Consider the following 1616-nt stretch of genomic DNA (forward strand, 5'->3'; position numbering starts at 1 on the left):
AACTGTCCGGTTTTTAATCGGAATCGCGTCCGGTCAATTCTCGGAATCGCGTCCGGCTTTTGATCGGAATGCCGTCCGGTAAATCGTCGGAATCTGCAGGCCATCTGGCGACCCGTGCCAACAGAGTGCCCGCGGCTTGGAAGAGATAGGTGCGTGTGCGTGTCACCGCATTTTGACACCCACCCCGTCACGATCGACTTCTCCCAATTGATACCGTCTCCGCGTCAGGCCGAAATAAGCACCAACTCTCGATGAGCAGACAAAGCGCGCTGGATCATCCACCGCCGTGACGAAGCTGACGGCCGTCAAGACGCCAATGCCGGGCACGGTCACCAACCGGCGGCACGGTTCGCTGTGTTTGGCGAACCCGAGAATGTTCTCTTCCAACGTTCTGATTTCTTGCTCAATGCGTGCGCGGACAGCCAGCAACGCTGAAACAGCACCTTCCAGCTCAAGCTCTCCCGCGCAGAGCTCGCGAACGGATTCCTCATATTTCCTTCCAGTGACTTTCCCGACAATGCGCGGGATCGTGGTTTCGTATGAGACAATCCGCCGGTGGGGCATCAAGTTCGGTCCGCGCTACGCTTGCCGCTTGCGCCGCAAGCAGCACAGCCGAAACGACGAGATCGTCATCACCATCGCCGGCAGGAAACACTGGTTGTGGCGCGCCGTCGACCAGGATGGCTATGTGCTCGACGAGATTGTCCAGAACCGCGCAACACCAAAGCGGCTCAGCTGACGCGGCTGCTGAAGAAGCAAGGCATCGCGCCGAAGCGCATGATCATCGACAAGCTGCGCTCCTATGGCGCAGCCAGGCGACAGGTGATGCTGGACGTCGAGCATCGGTCGCACAAGGGATTGAACAACCGGGCGGAGAATGCCCCTGTGCCGCTGCGAAAATGGGAGCGGATGATGCAAGGCTTCCGATCACCAGGAGCACTGCAACGCTTGGTTTCGATCTTCTCGGCTCTGCGCAAATCTCTTCGTCCCGCCCCGCTCAAAACGCTCCGCTCTCGCTACATATATTCACCGCCTGCAGGCCATGGCGGAATGGAAAGCCGTGGCCGTGGTCAGCTGACATCAGCGCCGCAGGTCTCAACGCGTTTATATGCAGACAACGTGACATCGCCACCCTCAGATAACGTGACAGCGCCGTTGCAACAGATCCTTCAAGTAAGTTTATAGAATCTTTGCGACCGCGGATCGCTGATAATGGTACGTTCACCATAAGGTCTGACATCCGGCACGACTGAAATAGCTTCTGCCGATGTACCCCTCGGGCCGCCACACAATACGCAATGTCGGAGTCAACGGCCAATGGCAAAAAGAGCGCTCATTCTGCTTGAAGGTTCAAGGTATAATGGTCCGCTATACGTCCAGGCGGCCCAGCGTCTTGGTCTTCATCCAATTACCCTATCGGCTGATCCAGCTCAATACGGCTATTTTGTGGCGGAAGGCATTGAGGCAATCCGTGTCGATACAGGCAATCTCGATGCCCTGATCCGCGAATGCTCTCGGCTACGTGCGACCTATGACATTGCTGGCGTTACGTGCGCCGGGGATCCGTTCTATGCGACGGTTGGCAAGCTCTGCCGCTATTTCGAGCTGCAGGGACC

Annotated in this window: 1 protein-coding gene and 2 pseudogenes; 2 read left to right on the plus strand and 1 reads right to left on the minus strand. The window is 57.4% G+C overall.

All coding sequences use genetic code 11. The annotated features are described in order from the left end of the window. Nucleotides 1-162: 162 nt before the first annotated feature. Entirely contained in the window at nucleotides 163-564 is a 402-nt protein-coding gene (locus tag EOA24_RS43615) for a transposase (RefSeq protein ID WP_127410782.1), read from the minus strand. Here EOA24_RS43615 and EOA24_RS37270 point away from each other — a divergent pair. Beyond that, a pseudogene (locus EOA24_RS37270) lies at nucleotides 521-1078 on the plus strand (IS6 family transposase); the annotation flags it as partial. The gene EOA24_RS43615 and the pseudogene EOA24_RS37270 sit on opposite strands and share 44 nt — an antisense overlap. A 239-nt stretch (nucleotides 1079-1317) precedes the next feature. After that, nucleotides 1318-1616: pseudogene (locus EOA24_RS37275) on the plus strand (hypothetical protein); the annotation flags it as partial.

Origin of the sequence: Mesorhizobium sp. M2A.F.Ca.ET.039.01.1.1 (assembly GCF_003998035.1) — a bacterium.
Lineage (GTDB): Bacteria > Pseudomonadota > Alphaproteobacteria > Rhizobiales > Rhizobiaceae > Mesorhizobium.

Bases quoted from the DNA above. Each gene is read 5' to 3' on its own strand.
- EOA24_RS43615 (WP_127410782.1), bottom strand. From the start codon at position 564: ATGCCCCACCGGCGGATTGTCTCATACGAAACCACGATCCCGCGCATT.